At 44.3% G+C, this 14,972-nt stretch carries 15 protein-coding genes, 1 tRNA gene, 1 other RNA gene and 1 other annotated feature; of the genes, 4 read left to right on the top strand and 13 right to left on the bottom strand.

Annotation, left to right across the window (positions count from 1 at the left end):
• Positions 1-422: 422 nt before the first annotated feature.
• From GCA01S_RS17640 to tadA, 7 genes are all read right to left on the bottom strand, one after another.
• A complete protein-coding gene (locus GCA01S_RS17640) occupies positions 423-689 on the bottom strand; it encodes a pro-sigmaK processing inhibitor BofA family protein (RefSeq protein ID WP_042411991.1) in 267 nt (88 codons plus the stop codon).
• Between the two features lie 78 nt (positions 690-767).
• Positions 768-992 (bottom strand): YaaL family protein, encoded by a 225-nt coding sequence (locus GCA01S_RS17635; RefSeq protein ID WP_042411990.1) that lies wholly within the window; start codon positions 990-992, stop codon positions 768-770.
• A gap of 22 nt (positions 993-1,014) precedes the next feature.
• Positions 1,015-1,611, bottom strand: a complete 597-nt coding sequence (gene recR / locus GCA01S_RS17630) for a recombination mediator RecR (protein ID WP_042411988.1) — start codon at positions 1,609-1,611, stop codon at positions 1,015-1,017.
• Between the two features lie 10 nt (positions 1,612-1,621).
• Positions 1,622-1,948, bottom strand: coding sequence for a YbaB/EbfC family nucleoid-associated protein (locus GCA01S_RS17625; protein ID WP_017434507.1), 327 nt, complete (start codon positions 1,946-1,948; stop codon positions 1,622-1,624).
• A gap of 27 nt (positions 1,949-1,975) precedes the next feature.
• Positions 1,976-3,658 (bottom strand): DNA polymerase III subunit gamma/tau, encoded by a 1,683-nt coding sequence (dnaX, locus tag GCA01S_RS17620; RefSeq protein WP_042411986.1) that lies wholly within the window; start codon positions 3,656-3,658, stop codon positions 1,976-1,978.
• 118 nt (positions 3,659-3,776) lie between these two features.
• An RNA gene (ffs, locus tag GCA01S_RS19675) (signal recognition particle sRNA large type) lies at positions 3,777-4,041 on the bottom strand.
• Positions 4,042-4,094: 53 nt separating this feature from the next.
• On the bottom strand, positions 4,095-4,577 hold the full coding sequence (tadA, locus tag GCA01S_RS17615) for a tRNA adenosine(34) deaminase TadA (RefSeq protein WP_017434505.1): 483 nt from the start codon (positions 4,575-4,577) through the stop codon (positions 4,095-4,097).
• A gap of 84 nt (positions 4,578-4,661) precedes the next feature.
• Here tadA and GCA01S_RS17610 point away from each other — a divergent pair, with 84 nt between their 5' ends.
• The 3 genes from GCA01S_RS17610 (at position 4,662) to GCA01S_RS17600 (ending at position 7,358) form a co-directional block, all read left to right on the top strand.
• Positions 4,662-5,948 carry a LysM peptidoglycan-binding domain-containing protein gene (locus tag GCA01S_RS17610; RefSeq protein ID WP_042411984.1) on the top strand — a complete coding sequence of 429 codons (1,287 nt, stop codon included), beginning with the start codon at positions 4,662-4,664 and terminating at the stop codon, positions 5,946-5,948.
• Between the two features lie 94 nt (positions 5,949-6,042).
• Positions 6,043-6,678, top strand: a complete 636-nt coding sequence (locus GCA01S_RS17605; RefSeq protein WP_042411982.1) for a deoxynucleoside kinase — start codon at positions 6,043-6,045, stop codon at positions 6,676-6,678.
• Positions 6,678-7,358, top strand: coding sequence for a deoxynucleoside kinase (locus GCA01S_RS17600; RefSeq protein WP_042411993.1), 681 nt, complete (start codon positions 6,678-6,680; stop codon positions 7,356-7,358). The genes GCA01S_RS17605 and GCA01S_RS17600 overlap by 1 nt, the downstream gene beginning before the upstream one ends.
• A gap of 103 nt (positions 7,359-7,461) precedes the next feature.
• Here GCA01S_RS17600 and GCA01S_RS17595 read toward each other — a convergent pair.
• The 6 genes from GCA01S_RS17595 to guaB all read right to left on the bottom strand — a co-directional run bounded on the left by GCA01S_RS17595 (position 7,462) and on the right by guaB (position 13,801).
• A tRNA-Ser gene (locus tag GCA01S_RS17595) sits at positions 7,462-7,552 on the bottom strand.
• Positions 7,553-7,641: 89 nt separating this feature from the next.
• A complete protein-coding gene (serS, locus tag GCA01S_RS17590; RefSeq protein WP_042411980.1) occupies positions 7,642-8,916 on the bottom strand; it encodes a serine--tRNA ligase in 1,275 nt (424 codons plus the stop codon).
• A gap of 52 nt (positions 8,917-8,968) precedes the next feature.
• Positions 8,969-9,185 (bottom strand) — a binding site (T-box leader).
• Between the two features lie 52 nt (positions 9,186-9,237).
• A complete protein-coding gene (gene pdxT / locus GCA01S_RS17585; protein ID WP_017434500.1) occupies positions 9,238-9,828 on the bottom strand; it encodes a pyridoxal 5'-phosphate synthase glutaminase subunit PdxT in 591 nt (196 codons plus the stop codon).
• 19 nt (positions 9,829-9,847) lie between these two features.
• Positions 9,848-10,732: a pyridoxal 5'-phosphate synthase lyase subunit PdxS gene (gene pdxS, locus GCA01S_RS17580; protein ID WP_017434499.1), complete on the bottom strand. Its 885-nt coding sequence runs from the start codon at positions 10,730-10,732 to the stop codon at positions 9,848-9,850.
• 140 nt (positions 10,733-10,872) lie between these two features.
• Positions 10,873-12,204, bottom strand: coding sequence for a serine hydrolase (locus GCA01S_RS17575; protein WP_100225060.1), 1,332 nt, complete (start codon positions 12,202-12,204; stop codon positions 10,873-10,875).
• 130 nt (positions 12,205-12,334) lie between these two features.
• On the bottom strand, positions 12,335-13,801 hold the full coding sequence (gene guaB / locus GCA01S_RS17570; protein WP_042411977.1) for an IMP dehydrogenase: 1,467 nt from the start codon (positions 13,799-13,801) through the stop codon (positions 12,335-12,337).
• A gap of 128 nt (positions 13,802-13,929) precedes the next feature.
• Between guaB and GCA01S_RS17565 the strand changes: the two genes are divergently transcribed.
• Positions 13,930-14,919, top strand: coding sequence for a YaaC family protein (locus GCA01S_RS17565; protein WP_042411976.1), 990 nt, complete (start codon positions 13,930-13,932; stop codon positions 14,917-14,919).
• Positions 14,920-14,972: the final 53 nt, after the last annotated feature.

Genomic DNA, 14,972 nt, shown 5'->3' with positions numbered 1-14,972 from the left:
TGATTTTTAGCTTCAGCACCGACACCGTAAGGCGTCGCGGTGCCTCCACCTTTCTTATCGTCTAGCTTCGGCTCGCAACCGCTCGGGGGTCAAATAACCTTCGCCTTCGGGGTGACAAGCACCCCTGCAGGCGAAGAACATTTGCCCGTCGCGGTTAAGCTACGAGCCTCCGCTTTTCTTGATTGACGCTTGCGTTTTGTTTAGTTTTCAAGGAACTTTAACACACTTTATATATTATACATATCAATTTATATGCTGTCAATATAATTTTTATATTTATTTAACAGCGACGTTTATTAATATAATACATATAAAAATGAAAGTCAATAGGTTTTTCTAAAAAATATAAAAAGGCGTTTCTAAGATATATAACGCCTTTCCATCATCGAAAAATTCCGCTACTAGCATTATTTCTTTATCTTTTACATGACAATATACTTATCGATAATGATTAACGCCGCAGCTCCTGGTACTCCTAGAAACCCGCATATGAACGACGTTACGAGATTGATCGGTATATGAACACTAAAATTTCCCCCGATTGCATTAATCACAAATAACGCCAACGCGCCAATGACCAGCCTGATCGCCCCATATCCTATAAACCGAAGCGCTTTTAATCGCGCGCCTACTAATAACAAAACCACAATCATCGACAATATTAAAAGAATGACTACCTTTGGTTCCATTCTCTATGCCCCCTTTTATTGCTTGTACTACAAAGGTATGATAAACGGGGGAAAAAAGAACAAAAAAATAAAGGAAGTTTAATTCACTCCCTTTAGTGATATACGTCGATGCTTTGCTTCCCGGATGAGAAAAAAATATTTCGCTTCGGCGATATGAAGCGCTACTAATACGTCCTCCGATGGATCTACGCTTTTTTCAATGAGCCGTTTCTGCTCATACCATTCGTCTCTCATCTCCTGTAATTGCCTTGCTAGCTTTAAATCAAACTCCTTTTTCAACCAGCCTTTCCGTCGCCATAACAAGGGTCTCCACCTCTTTCTCTTTCTACAATTCCCGGCGTCCTTCTAAGGCTTTTGAAAGCGTTACTTCATCGGCATATTCCAAATCGCCGCCCACTGGGAGGCCATGGGCAATTCTTGTCACCTTAATTCCCGTCGGCTTTAATAACCGCGATATATACATCGCTGTCGCTTCCCCTTCAATATTCGGGTTTGTCGCTAAAATTACTTCCTGTACTGTTTCGTCTTGCAGCCTTTTTAACAACTCGGCAATTTTTATATCTTCTGGGCCGATGCCCTCCATCGGCGAGATCGCGCCGTGCAACACATGGTAAAGCCCATTATACTCTTTCATTTTTTCCATAGCAATGACATCTTTCGGATCTTGCACAACACATATCGTCGTTTTGTCGCGTCTTTCATCTTTGCAAATATAACAAGGGTCTGTATCCGTAATATGGCCGCAAATCGTACAATACTTAATATTGCGTTTGACGTCCACAAGCGCTTTAGCAAATTCCAACACCGTATCTTCTTTCATCGTTAAAACAAAAAAGGCAAGACGAACTGCTGTTTTGGGCCCGATTCCGGGAAGCTTCATAAAACTGTCAATCAGCTTAGATATCGGCTCAGGATAATGCATAAAACTCCTCCTAGAACAATCCCGGAATATTCAATCCTTTTGTAAATTGTCCCATCATTTCGTTTGCAAGCTCATCCGCTTTTTTCAACGCATCATTGGTTGCTGCCAACACTAAATCTTGAAGCATTTCGATATCTTCCGGATCCACTACTTCTTCTTTAATTTTCACTTCCAAAATTTTTTTATGACCGTTCGCGATCACTGTCACCATACCGCCTCCTGCGGTGCCTTCTACTGTTTTTTCACCTAGTTGTTCTTGTGCTTTCTGCATTTCCTTTTGCATTTTTTGCATTTGCTTTAACATTTTTTGCATATTTCCCATTCCACCACGCATCATCGTGTTTTCCTCCTTCATACCATTTCTTTATTCTTTAATTTCAATTAATTCCTCGCCAAACAGCCGCTTTGCTTCCGCTATTAAAGGATCTTCTTCCTCCTGTTCCTGCTTGGCTTCTTTTCCACGAATAAATTCTTCCCTTATCCTGCCCCATTCTTCTTCAGGAACAGCTACCATTTCAAAGCGCTTTTTCGTTAGTTCAAATAAAATGGCCTCTAAATTATCTTTCACATAATTCGTATTATCAGCCGCCATCTTGCAGTGAATTTCATACTTAAACTTTAACACAAATGCAGTTGGACTGGCGGCAACTGGCTCGCTTTCTTGCAGTAAGGCCGCGTGAGATACTTTATGTTGCTTTTTCAGCGTATCCAGCATCTCGGCCCAATGGCTTTTAATCAACGCCAAATCTTGATGAGTCGCTTGCTTTAATATTTCGTAAATCCGGCCAACTGGTGTTTTATATCCTCCTGTTTTTAGCCCTTTTGTTTGTCTTTTAGCTGGCGCGGCAGTTGCTGTCGCGGCAGCTACATTTTGTTCCTTCATACGGCGCAGTTCCGCTTCCAAATATTCTACCCTTTTTATCAGCGATTGAAGTTCTTCGGAAGGCGGCAATGCGTGTGAAGCTTGTGGATGGCATAGCTTTACTAGTGCAACTTCTAAAAAAATGCGCGGATGATTCGTCCATTTCATCTCTTGCTGGCTTTTATTTAACACTTCAATCGTTTCATATAGGTCAGAGACCGGCACGGCCTCCGCCAGATGTTTAAACGCGTCATCCACGATAGCGCCTTTTATTGCCCCTTCTACATGCGGTGCCGTTTTGTAGAGCAAAAGATCGCGATAATAAAAAATTAAATCTTCGATAAGACGGTTCGGATCTTTCCCTTGATCCATCATGTTCTCAAGCAGCTGCAATACTGCTGCCGTATCTTTCTCATATATGGCCTGCGCTAGCGAAGCCAATGTTGCAGAGGATACAGCTCCGGTCATAGCAAGGACGTCTTCAAGCAGCAACTGTCCGTCACTAAAGGAAATCGCTTGATCAAGCAAACTTAGCGCGTCGCGCATCCCGCCATCAGCCGCGCGCGCGATTGCAGACAACGCCTCATCGGCAGCTTTGATGCCTTGCTGACTGACGACATGTCTTAACCTTGCGACGATGGAAGGCAAAGGAATTCTCCGAAAATCAAAGCGCTGACACCGGGAAATAATCGTAAGCGGAATTTTATGAGGTTCTGTTGTTGCTAATATAAAAATAACATGCTTTGGCGGCTCCTCTAGCGTCTTTAACAACGCGTTGAAAGCACCGATCGAAAGCATATGCACCTCATCGATAATATACACTTTGTATCGAACCGATGTCGGCGCAAATTTCACTTTATCGCGAATATCGCGGATTTCATCCACCCTGTTATTCGAAGCCGCGTCGATTTCTAGCACATCTGGAATGGTGCCGTTCGTAATGCCAATGCACGCTGGACATTCGTTGCACGGTTCCGCCGTCGGGGCATGCTCACAATTTACCGCTTTGGCAAAAATTTTGGCAGCGCTTGTTTTTCCTGTACCGCGCGGACCGGAAAACAAATAGGCATGAGATATTTTATTTTGAAGCAGGGCACTTTGCAATGTTTTCGTTACGTGTTCTTGACCGACTACATCAGCAAATCGCTGCGGCCGAAAAACACGATATAAAGCTTGATACGTCACGAAATGGCCCTCCTCTTTTTCTCGTCTCATCTATTATATAATGTCTTCTTCTTTTTTTAAAATAAGAAATAAAAAAAACTCACTCGCAAGGAGTGAGTTTGCTTTTCGATATGTAAGGCCGTGCACCTTCTGTCGATTAGCTGCCCCAAGCGTTGCTCAAGCAGTTAGCTCAGTCCAGGCACCCCCGCGGCACATGGGAGCATCCGCTTACTGCTGCTTCCTTCCGGACCTGACAGGGTTCACGGAATCCCATTGCGCGGGACCCAGACGTCAACACCACTTACTTGAGACAGACCTTACAGCAGACTAACCTCGAGAAGGAATTCAGCCTCGCTAGAGCGGATTGCGAGTACAGGGCACCGCTACCTCCCCGCTTAGCACGGCAATATAAGTATAGCGGTTTTGCGAAAAAAATGCAATGACTGCACGTTGTAATTTAATTGGAACTTTGCCCAACATTTTTCTTTTTCTCGCGAAGCTTGCGGAAAAAATTGCTTAACATTTGCCCACATTCTTCGCCCAATACCCCGCTTGTCACTTCAGTCTGATGATTAAACCGCTCTTCTTGAAGTAAATTCATTAACGTCCCAGCACAGCCCCCCTTTGGGTCGCTAGCGCCGAACACAACACGCTTGATGCGGGCAAGGACAATGGCGCCGGCACACATCGCACAAGGCTCTAGTGTGACATATAATGTTGCATCTTCTAGGCGCCATGAACGTGTTGCTTTGCATGCTTCATCAATCGCTAAAATTTCTGCATGGGCAATCGCGCGCTGCTCTGTTTCCCTTAAATTATGGGAACGGGCAATAACACGGCCACCTTGAACAATCACCGCTCCAATCGGGACTTCTCCTATCTGTTCCGCTTTTTTTGCTTCTTCTATGGCCAAACGCATATAGTATTCGTCGCTGATCATGCTCCACTCCTCGCAAAAACGGTCATTTCTGCTCTTTTTCCATCATAAAATAAGAGGAACGAAGACGCAACTGGGAGGTAAAGTATGCAAATCCATGTCATACAAAGCGGGCAAACGTTAAGTGGAATCGCGCAAGCGTATAATACGACTCCAGAAGACATCATTCGGGCAAATCAGTTGCCAAATCCTAACGATCTTGTCGTCGGCCAGGCAATTGTGATTCCAATCGTCGGCCGTTTTTACTGGGTGCAGCGCGGCGATAGTTTATGGTCGATTTCCCGCAGATTTTCCATTCCAATGCAGCGGCTTGCCGAAGTAAACCGTATTTCTCTTAACAGTCCGTTACAAGTTGGACAGCGGTTATATATCCCTCCAGCAACCAAGCGCAGAGCTGAATTTAACGGATATATCGAACCTCGCGGAACAACTGTCAGCCCAGCTTTGGAGGAAAGCGCTCGCCAAGCCGCTCCATATTTAACTTATTTAGCTCCATTTCGTTTTCAAATCCAGCGAAACGCGACACTGAAAGAGCCTCCATTGAATAATTTTCCATCTATCGCCCGCGCGAATCGTGTTACTTTAATCATGGTCATCACTAATATTGAAAACGATCAGTTTAGCGATGAACTAGGAGCGATTATTTTAAACAATGAATCACTGCAAAACCGGCTTTTAGAGAATATCGTCACGACCGCCAAAAAATACGGATTCCGCGATATCCACTTTGATATGGAATACTTGCGCCCTCAAGACCGCGAGGCGTATAATTCGTTTTTACGAAAAGCGAAGCGGCGGTTCGAGCAAGAAGGATGGATGATGTCTACGGCGTTGGCTCCGAAAACGAGCGCCACGCAAAGAGGACGCTGGTATGAGGCGCACGACTACCGTGCCCACGGCCAAATCGCCGATTTCGTCGTCATTATGACGTACGAATGGGGGTATAGCGGCGGCCCGCCGATGCCGGTTTCTCCAATCGGCCCCGTCCGCAGGGTGCTCGAATACGCGATTTCTGAAATGCCTGCAGGGAAAATTTTAATGGGACAAAACTTATATGGATATGACTGGACCCTTCCATATGTTCCAGGCGGACCATATGCGCGGGCGATCAGCCCGCAGCAAGCCATCCGTCTTGCTGCCCAACACAACGTTGCCATTCAATACGATACGAGAGCACAAGCTCCACATTTCCGCTATCGGGATGAAAACGGAAAAGAACATGAAGTTTGGTTTGAAGACGCCCGCTCCATTCAAGCAAAATTTAATTTAGTCAAAGAGCTTGGCTTACGGGGAATGAGCTATTGGAAATTAGGATTAGATTTCCCGCAAAACTGGCTGCTTCTAACCGACAATTTTACTGTCGTAAAAAGATAAATCCTTTTTTCCCTCGCACTTGGAAACATGCCCAAGTGCGTTTTTTTATGCTAGAATAAAAATTGTTTGTTTACGAAGAAGGGAGAAGTAGAACATGAGGAACGTTCCATTTGTTGCAGTGGAAGGCCCAATAGGGGTAGGAAAAACCTCGTTAGCTGCAGCAATCGCCAAACAGTTCCATTATCATTTAGTAAAAGAAATTGTTGAGGAAAATCCATTTCTCGGGAAATTTTATGAAAATATGGAGGAATGGAGCTTCCAAACCGAAATGTTTTTTCTTTGCCATCGCTACAAACAATTAGAGGAGATTCACTGCCGTTTTCTTCAACAAAAAATCCCAGTCGTTGCGGATTATCATATGATAAAAAACTTGATTTTTGCGAAAAGAACGTTAAAAAATCACCACTATCAAAAGTATGCAAAAATCTATGATATTTTAACCGATGGTTTGCCACAGCCGAATATCATCATTTACTTGCATGCCAGCCTTGACACCTTGTTGACACGTATCCAACAACGCGGTCGTGATTTTGAAAAAAACATCGATCCGCTCTATTTACAGCAGCTTTGCACCGACTATGAAGAAACTTTTTCCCTATTCGAGCGGAAACATCCGCACATCCCTGTTCTCCGCTTTAATGGAGATCAGCTTGACTTCGTGCAACGGAAAGAAGATTTACATTACATATTAGAACAAATAAACCATGCAGTAAAAGGAGCTTCATCATGATGAATCTACGTGAAAAATACTACATTCCAGATCATGCAGTCATTACGATCGCCGGCACTGTAGGCATTGGTAAATCGACAATGACAAAAGCATTGGCAAAAGCATTGAATTTCCGCACTTCGTTGGAAAAAGTAGATACGAATCCATACTTGGAGAAGTTTTACGACGATTTTGAGCGTTGGAGTTTTCATTTGCAAATTTATTTTCTCGCCGAGCGGTTTAAAGAGCAAAAGCGGATGTTTGAATACGGCGGCGGGTTTGTTCAAGACCGTTCTATTTATGAAGACGCCCAAATTTTTGCAAAAATGCACTTTGAAAACGGGACGATGACAGCGGTTGATTACGAAACATATACAAGCTTATTCGAGGCAATGGTGATGACACCGTATTTTCCTCATCCCGATTTGCTTATTTATTTGGAAGGGAATTTTGACGAAGTGATGAAACGCATTCGTGAGCGCGGACGTCCAATGGAGCAAAAAACACCCGTATCCTATTGGAAGGAAATGTATGAACGCTATGAAGCATGGATTAACAAATTTAACGTCTGCCCTGTTTTGCGTATAAACATTAACGAATACGACATTATCGAAGATGAGCGATCGATCGAACCGATTATTCAAAAAGCAGCAGCGATTATTCGTGAATATGAACACATAAAAAATAACCGCCTTCGTTAGGCGGTTATTTTTCTTGAAAATAAAAATTCGTTACGATAACGTAACGAATTGTTCCGGATGACAATCTCCACTTATGCGCGTTGGTACTCTTCATTTGCTTTCATGGCGGAGGAGGAGGGATTCGAACCCCCGCGCGCCTTGCGGCGCCTCTCGGTTTTCAAGACCGACCCCTTCAGCCACTTGGGTACTCCTCCGTGCCGACGTCATTCAATATAACATTATCGTCGATAAAAGTCAACATCTTTGTATAGTGAAAGCGGGGCGCAACCCCGCTTCTTTTTGGCTAGCGAATAACGTCTCTGTTTCCCATATATGGGCGCAATACTTCTGGAATGACAACCGTTCCGTCTTCCTGCTGATAATTTTCCAAAATAGCGGCAACCGTACGGCCGATAGCCAAACCTGAGCCATTGAGCGTATGCACATACTCCGGCTTCGCTTTCGGATCGCGACGGAAACGGATATTGGCGCGGCGTGCCTGAAACGCTTCAAAATTGCTGCAAGAAGAAATCTCCCGATACGTTCCGTAGCTTGGCAGCCAGACTTCAATATCGTACGTTTTCGCAGCCGAAAAGCCCAAATCTCCCGTACATAAACATACCACACGATAAGGCAGTCCGAGCAGCTGCAAAATTCTCTCCGCCTGATTCGTCAGTTTTTCTAATTCCTCATACGAATCTTCCGGTTTGACAAACTTCACCAGCTCCACTTTGTTGAACTGATGCTGGCGAATCAGCCCTCTCGTGTCGCGCCCTGCAGAGCCGGCCTCAGCGCGGAAACATGCACTGTAAGCCGCATAGTAGATCGGTAAATCTTCGGCTGATAAAATTTCATCGCGATGCAGATTCGTCACTGGTACTTCCGCCGTCGGAATAAGAAAGTAGTCTTCGTTTTCGACGCGAAATGCATCCTCTTCAAATTTTGGCAGTTGCCCTGTACCCGTCATGCTGGCCCGGTTGACCAAATACGGCGGCAGCACTTCCTGATAGCCAAACTCTTCAATATGCACATCAAGCATAAAGTTAATCAACGCACGCTCCAAACGGGCACCTAGCCCTTTGTAAAAGACAAATCGGCTTCCTGTGACTTTCGCAGCCCGCTCAAAATCAAGAATGCCAAGTTGATCAGCAATTTCCCAATGCGGTTTCGGCTCAAACGAAAACGACCGCGGCTCTCCCCATTTGCGAATTTCCACATTATCTTCCTCTGACTTGCCAACAGGCACCGATTCATGCGGAACGTTTGGAATGGACAACAACAGGGCATTTAGCTCCTCTTCCACTTGTCGGATCTCTTCATCCATTGCTTTAATGCGCTCGCCAACTTCGCGCATCTGCATAATCAGATGTTCCGCATCTTTTTTCTCACGTTTTAGCACGGCGATTTGTTGCGATACTTCATTTCTTGTATTTTTTAGTTCTTCTGCTTTCGTAATCAGTTCACGCCGCTTTTTGTCAAGCTCTTCAAAGCGATCTATATTCGCCAAATCTTCGCCGCGCTGTTGCAGTTTTTCTTTTACTTCTTGGAAATGGTTGCGTAAAAATTTGATATCGAGCATGAGCCAATACCTCCTTCGTTTATTATTATATAAAATAAAAACTCTCGTCCCAAAAAGGGACGAGAGCAATCCCGCGTTGCCACCCTTATTGAAGACAAGGTTGTCTTCCGCTTGCACCGATAACGGCGAAAAACCGAAAATGCTTACTAGCTTACGCATTCAGCATTTTGCTCAAGGACGGATTCACAAGCGTTCCCCATCGGTTCACACCACCCACCGACTCTCTGAAGAGAAACGGTCTTGCTACTAGTTCCTTTCATCGCTTTCGCGTTATACACTTTTGCCGCATTACTTGTATCAATAATGTACTACAAGTTTTTCTCAAACGCAACCCGTTTTATGCTTTGCTTCTTTCACCATATTAAGAAAATATTGCGTCATGCGGTGGTCATCCGTCAATTCAGGATGGAATGAACATCCAAGAAATTGTCCTTGTCTTGCTGCGACAATGCGGTCCTCATATTTGGCCAAAATTTCGACGTCTTCGCCGACTTCCACAATATGTGGAGCGCGGATAAACACGCCGATAAAATCATCAGCAATCCCTGCAATCGAAAGTTCCGCTTCAAAACTTTCGCGCTGACGACCGAAGGAATTTCGCTCGACAGTAATATCCATCAGTCCTAAATGTGGTTCATCGTAGCCAACGATTCGTTTCGCCAGCAAAATTAACCCCGCACACGTGCCGAACATCGGTTTTCCTAACGCGGCAAATTGTTTTAACGGCTCCATAAATCCGTATTTATCCATAAGACGGCGCATCGTTGTACTCTCGCCGCCAGGGAGAATGAGACCATCCAGTTCTGCAAGCTGGTCTGGTTTTTTTACGACAACTGCTTCTGCCCCACATGCTTCAATAGAGCGAACATGTTCTTGTACCGCACCTTGTAAGCCAAGTACTCCAATTTTCATTGTCCCATTGCTCCTTTACTTACCAACCACGCTCTTGCATCCGTTGCTCTGGCAATAATGATGCGACATCAATGCCGCGCATTGCGCCGCCTAATCCTTTCGATAAATGAGCAATTAACTCATAGTCTTCGTAATGGGTGGTAGCTTCAACGATTGCCCGTGCGTATTTTTCTGGATTTTCCGATTTGAAAATACCAGAGCCGACAAATACGCCGTCTGCCCCTAAGTGCATCATCAGTGCCGCGTCTGCCGGAGTCGCGACCCCGCCAGCGGCAAAGTTGACAACTGGAAGACGGCCTAACCGCTTAATTTCACGCAATACTTCGACTGGAGCTCCTAAATTTTTGGCTTCTGTCACTAATTCGTCTTCGCTCATGCTGACCACTTTACGTATTTGCGCATTGACTTTGCGCATATGCCGCACTGCTTCGACAATGTTTCCCGTTCCTGGTTCCCCTTTTGTCCGCAGCATCGATGCGCCTTCCGCAATGCGGCGCGCTGCCTCTCCTAAATCACGGCAGCCGCATACAAAAGGAACGGTAAATTGTCGTTTATCAATATGAAACTCTTCATCGGCTGGCGTCAATACTTCGCTTTCGTCAATATAATCTACCCCTAGCGCCTCCAACACGCGCGCCTCTACGTAATGGCCGATGCGCACTTTGGCCATCACAGGGATCGATACGGCATTCATCACTTCCTCAATGACCGTTGGATCCGCCATGCGAGCCACGCCGCCAGCAGCGCGAATATCAGCAGGAACGCGTTCTAACGCCATTACCGCCACTGCGCCGGCTGCCTCGGCAATTTTCGCTTGTTCCGCATTGACGACATCCATGATGACGCCGCCCTTTTGCATTTCTGCCATCCCTCGTTTGACACGGTCCGTACCCGTAATTGCCATCTTTTATTCCCCCTTATTTCTATCTTCATACTGTGATAGCTGGGTTGAAATATCACAGTTTAGATGATTACATTTTTCTATTTTACCTCAATTTTTTTAAAAATCACAATAGAAAAAGCTCCCTCCAAAGGAAGAAGCTCTTAAAACCAGCCTTTGACCGTTTTTGCTACACTTGTCCATAGATCGCCGAACAATCCGCCGATTCCTCTCATAGTGAGCACAAACCAGTTCGCCTTTTCGACGCTCTCTTTTGCTACGATATTTACGCTCACATTTTTCTTCATGTCCGGATTTAAGAAGCTATACGAATCTTCGCCTTTGTATTGCAATGTCATATATCCAACTTTTTCTCCTTTTTTGATTGGAGCCGTTAATTCGCCTTGATCGGTCAATTTCTTTTTATCGAAAACATAAACAGGACGATAATTTTTTTCTTCGCCGCTTTTCACTAATACAGAGAGCGGCTTGTCCGTTGCAATCGATACAGTCTTTTCTTTCCCCTTTACGACCGGAAGGGTTTTATTCCCTTTCAGTTGATATCCTTTCGGGTATAGTTCTTTCTTAGAGTAATTGCTGAATCCATAGTCAAACAGTTTCCGCGTCTCTTCGAAGCGAGCCTCCCTCGTTGATTTCCCGCTGTTGTCTTTTGCGTTCATCACCACCGTGATGAAACGGACGCCGTTGCGCTTCGCTGTCCCTGTAAAGCAATTTCCTGCAAATTCCGTATATCCTGTCTTTAAACCATCAACTCCTGGGTAGGCATAAACCAACCCTGGCAGCATCCAGTTCCAGTTATCCATCTTAATTTCATCGTCTGTTCCTTCACGGAATGTTTTATGGGTGATACTTGCTGTTTTCAGCACTTCCGGATGATCCTTTAACAAACGGTAGGCCAATGTTGCCATTGCACGTGCTGACATCACATTTTCATCATTTACATTCGTTCCTTCTGAGTGAAAACCTTTTAAATCTTTATTGCTTAATCCAGTCGCATTGACAAATTTGTAGTCTCTCAATCCTAATTGTTTCGCTTTTTCGTTCATCATTTTTACGAAATTTTTCTCGGAACCGCCGACAATTTCAGCAATCGCTACTGTGGCTCCGTTGGCTGAATAAATGGCCATTGCTTCGTAAAGTTCGCGAACAGTATATTTTCCATCTTTCCGCAACGGAACGTTCGACAAACTACGATCTTGCGAAAGCCGGTAAACGTAATCGCTTGGCGTATATTGTTGATCCCATTTTACCCGTTTTTCCTTAATGGCATCTAGCAGTAAATATTCCGTCATCATTTTTGTCATGCTGGCGATACCAAGAACAGTGTCAATGTTTTTTTGATACAAAATTCTCCCTGTGTCGGCGTCCACCAAAATTGCCGCATCAGCATTGATATCCAATGGATCACTCTCTGCTTTTGCTGCTTGAAACGGCAATAAACCTAAACATAAGCAAGCAACAAGGAAACCAATCATCGTTTTTTGTATGACTCTCTTCACTTTCGAACCCTCCTCACACAAACGTTATTGTAACATACCCGCTCACAAAAAAATAGACGGAGAAATTTCTCCGCCTTAAGTTAGGTAAATAGACACAGCCCTATCGTTAGAAAACAGAGTAGTTTGGAGCTTCTTTCGTAATTTGCACGTCATGCGGGTGGCTTTCACGCAATCCGGCACCCGTCATCCGGATAAATTGCGTTTTTTCGCGCAGTTCTTCTAAATTTCTTGTTCCGCAATATCCCATTCCCGCACGCAGGCCGCCAACAAGCTGATAAATAGTGTCCGCTAGCGGTCCTTTGTACGGAACGCGCCCTTCGATTCCTTCCGGGACAAATTTTTTGTTGTCCTCTTGGAAATAGCGGTCTTTGCTGCCCCGTTCCATGGCAGCGACCGAACCCATTCCACGGTACACTTTAAACCGTCTTCCTTGATAAATTTCCGTTTCTCCTGGGCTTTCCGATACGCCGGCCAAAAGGCTGCCCAACATCACGGCATGAGCTCCCGCCGCTATCGCCTTTACGATGTCTCCGGAATATTTAATTCCGCCATCAGCGATAATCGGGACGCCATGTTTGCGCGCTTCTGTCGCACAATCGTATATCGCCGTAATTTGCGGCACCCCAACCCCGGCGACGACACGTGTCGTACAGATGGATCCAGGCCCGATTCCGACTTTGATGATGTTGGCGCCTGCCTCGATCAAGTCGCGTGTCGCCTCTGCTGTCGCGACATTGCCCGCGATAATGTTTAAATCTGGATATTGCTCACGAATTTTGCGGACAGTCTCGAGGACACCTTTCGAATGGCCGTGCGCCGTGTCCACGACAATGACGTCCACGTTTGCTTCTACAAGTTTTTTCACGCGGATCATCGTATCAGCAGTCACGCCGACAGCAGCCCCGACGATGAGACGTCCTTTGGCGTCCTTAGCGGAGTTTGGAAATTCAATAACTTTTTCAATATCTTTAATGGTAATAAGCCCCTTTAATACTCTATTTTCATCAACGAGCGGTAGTTTTTCCACTTTATACTTTTGCAAAATTTTTTCTGCTTCTTCCAGCGTCGTCCCGACAGGTGCAGTAATTAAATTTTCCTTCGTCATTACGTCGGCGATTTTAATGGAATAATCTTGGATAAAACGCAAATCACGGTTTGTAATAATGCCGACGAGCTTTTGTTCTTTCTCATTGTTCACAATTGGCACGCCGGAAATTCGGTATTTGCTCATTAAATGTTCTGCATCATACACTTGATGCTCAGGGGTTAAGAAAAATGGGTCGGTAATAACTCCTCGTTCCGAACGCTTTACTTTGTCGACTTGCTCGGCTTGCTGTTCAATGGACATGTTTTTATGAATAATGCCAAGACCGCCCTGCCTTGCCATGGCAATCGCCATTTCTGCTTCCGTGACCGTATCCATTCCCGCGCTAATGATCGGAATGTTCAATTGCAACGTTTCACTTAATTTCGTCGTCACATCGACATCACGAGGCAATACATCGGATTTGGCAGGAATGAGAAGCACATCGTCAAAAGTTAATCCTTCTTTGGCAAATTTGGATTCCCACATGTTTTCTCCCCCTTGTCCGGAAATTATTATTAGTAGCTTAACAACTGGTTAAACTACTGTCAAGGAGTATAGAAAATGTTCCACTTTTCAGTTATTTCCGCTAAATGGTGATAATAAGGAGGATGGAAATGTTTGATTACGGAAATATGCAAAACAAATTTATCATCTTTCATTCAGCTGATACAGCCCAACAGCTTCTTTACCAGTGCTATATTGAACAAGAACGGGCAGATGCCGTGCAAAAGAGCTATACGAACTGTTATCCGTTTCTTTATTATTTAGAACACGGACAAAGCTTTTATGCAACAGCACGTCATGCTCCGTTGTCCATCAAGCCTGTCCTTTTATTTTACGGAATGGTACAGCTTCTAAAGGCTTGTCTCCTTACCGTCGATGCAGATTATCCCGAATCCACTTCCGTCTTGGCGCACGGAGTATCGACAAGAAAAAGAAAGAAACAAGGCTATGAATTTTTGGATGATGAGGTAAAAGTACAAAAGAACGGATTGTTTACTCATTTTTCTGAAAAAATGTTTCATGTGAAACAGCTAACAGGGGAAAAATTTCGCATGGGCACACTGCTGCAACGAATATGTGAGCTACATGAAATGTTTTCGCTATTTAGTGGCAATAAAAAAATATTATCCTTAAAAATAATACATAACCCTTCGAATCATTCCATCGCCATTCCAAAAGATATTTTGGACTATTATCATATGACGTTAAATCGATTTATTTACCACATAGAGCAAGAATGGCATTTTTTAAACATTACGTTTGCCAAAGAGGAAGAGCGGTTTCTTCATTTCCATATGGAATCACCGTTACAGCCAATTGGTTGTGAGCCATTTCTATTTCATCTCAATGGGACATATTACATTCCTACGAAAAGAGAAAAAATATTTATGTTCCCCGAAATCATTGTCCATTATTTATTATTATACAACTTAAGCATGATTTCTCGGTACGAAACGGAGTGGTGGAGTGAGTTATTGCACTCTTATCCGAGCAAAGCATATATCTTGATCGTCCAATTTCTATCTTTAACCGCAGAGAAAGTGCCGTTATTGCTTTATCAATACTTAATAAAGAAATTTCATTCCCTTGATTTTCGATAAAATGAAAAAGCATCCTGCCTCTTACACATAGGCAGGATGCTTCATAAACATAA

The sequence above is a fragment of the Parageobacillus caldoxylosilyticus NBRC 107762 genome (assembly GCF_000632715.1).
Classification (GTDB): Bacteria; Bacillota; Bacilli; order Bacillales; family Anoxybacillaceae; genus Saccharococcus; species Saccharococcus caldoxylosilyticus.
Note: the sequence above shows the minus strand (reverse complement) of the source record. Positions and strands in the feature narration are given on the sequence as shown.

Coding starts and splice junctions, on each gene's coding strand:
- recR (WP_042411988.1), bottom strand. CDS start 1,611: ATGCATTATCCTGAGCCGATATCTAAGCTGATTGACAGTTTTATGAAG.
- serS (WP_042411980.1), bottom strand. CDS start 8,916: ATGCTCGATATCAAATTTTTACGCAACCATTTCCAAGAAGTAAAAGAA.
- GCA01S_RS17600 (WP_042411993.1), top strand. CDS start 6,678: ATGAATCTACGTGAAAAATACTACATTCCAGATCATGCAGTCATTACG.
- GCA01S_RS17625 (WP_017434507.1), bottom strand. CDS start 1,948: ATGATGCGTGGTGGAATGGGAAATATGCAAAAAATGTTAAAGCAAATG.
- tadA (WP_017434505.1), bottom strand. CDS start 4,577: ATGATCAGCGACGAATACTATATGCGTTTGGCCATAGAAGAAGCAAAA.
- GCA01S_RS17605 (WP_042411982.1), top strand. CDS start 6,043: ATGAGGAACGTTCCATTTGTTGCAGTGGAAGGCCCAATAGGGGTAGGA.
- guaB (WP_042411977.1), bottom strand. CDS start 13,801: ATGTGGGAATCCAAATTTGCCAAAGAAGGATTAACTTTTGACGATGTG.
- GCA01S_RS17610 (WP_042411984.1), top strand. CDS start 4,662: ATGCAAATCCATGTCATACAAAGCGGGCAAACGTTAAGTGGAATCGCG.
- GCA01S_RS17565 (WP_042411976.1), top strand. CDS start 13,930: ATGTTTGATTACGGAAATATGCAAAACAAATTTATCATCTTTCATTCA.
- GCA01S_RS17575 (WP_100225060.1), bottom strand. CDS start 12,204: ATGATTGGTTTCCTTGTTGCTTGCTTATGTTTAGGTTTATTGCCGTTT.
- pdxS (WP_017434499.1), bottom strand. CDS start 10,732: ATGGCAATTACGGGTACGGACCGTGTCAAACGAGGGATGGCAGAAATG.
- GCA01S_RS17640 (WP_042411991.1), bottom strand. CDS start 689: ATGGAACCAAAGGTAGTCATTCTTTTAATATTGTCGATGATTGTGGTT.
- pdxT (WP_017434500.1), bottom strand. CDS start 9,828: ATGAAAATTGGAGTACTTGGCTTACAAGGTGCGGTACAAGAACATGTT.